Genomic DNA, 1,041 nt, shown 5'->3' on the forward strand with positions numbered 1-1,041 from the left:
CGCGGCTTTATACATTACAGAGACCGATGCCTCGTTTGAAGAAAGGGATGCTTTGATTGCGAAAATCGGGACAGAAATAGCAAAAACAGTGTTAGTAGAGCGTCCTCTTAAATAATCTATTAATAATAAAAGGTGAGTATAGATAGCAATCATGCTCACCTTTTAGCATTTTCATTCATTGTTTAAACGGCACATTTTTTAATACTCATCATCAAAATCCTTAATTTCACTATTTAAGCCTCGCAAAAACTCATCACTTTGCGCTAGTAACTCATTCAAACGCGCCTCATTAATGACCCTTGCCAACTCATCACCGCTAAACACCTGTTCTTGACTGTAGTACAGTATTTCCCTAGCGTCATCACTCCCTAATTCTTTTAAGTACGTATCAACCGTATCAGCGCTAGATGTTTTTTCCCCAACGCTATCATTAGCTTTTGCATTATTACTAAACCACCTTATACCGCTTGGCGTTATCAAGCCATCTAACGGCACATCCCAAGGTTGTCGCTCGAGCTGTTCTACTACTTGAAAATCATAGCACCAGCCGATTTTTAAAGGTCTTTTTGAGCCTGAGCGGTAGCTGTTGCCAAGGGTGGTATCGTAAAAGCCGCCGCCCATGCCCATACGATTACCACTTTTATCAACTGCCACTAACGGACAGATAATGATGTCTAATTCGCGCTCCCAAAGTAGCCTGCGATGATGGTTTTGTTTCATACCTAAGCTGTGAATCCTTGTCGGCACGTTTACCAGTTTAGAATGATAAATCGGTACAAAGCGCAGGTGTTTATCAATATTGCCTGTAGCATCACGACCAAACGAACCAACGACTGGCAAATAAGGTAGATAGCCTAAGCGCTCGCACCAAGAGAGTAGTGGCTGAGTCGGCAACTCTCCAAAGCCACTATAATATAAGCCAATACGCGCACGCGGAGGCAAGCGCTGTTGCAACTTGACTAAGTGCAAGCTTGCCAAGCGCGCGTATTGTCTGCGCTCGCCATCTGTTAACTGACGACGTTGGCGGGTAAACTGCCGTCT

The 1,041-nt window shown here is 43.9% G+C and carries 1 protein-coding gene and 1 pseudogene; one reads left to right on the forward strand and one right to left on the reverse strand.

The annotated features are described in order from the left end of the window. Positions 1-115 (forward strand): annotated as a pseudogene (locus ACS8FD_RS16675) (class A beta-lactamase LEN-27); the annotation flags it as partial. A gap of 83 nt (positions 116-198) precedes the next feature. On the opposite strand, the gene ACS8FD_RS16680 reads toward ACS8FD_RS16675, so the two are convergent. Beyond that, the coding region (locus tag ACS8FD_RS16680) for a 5-formyltetrahydrofolate cyclo-ligase (protein ID WP_439276662.1) at positions 199-1,041 on the reverse strand (843 nt) is incomplete at its 5' end.

The sequence above is a fragment of the Psychrobacter sp. 1U2 genome, assembly GCF_051847575.1.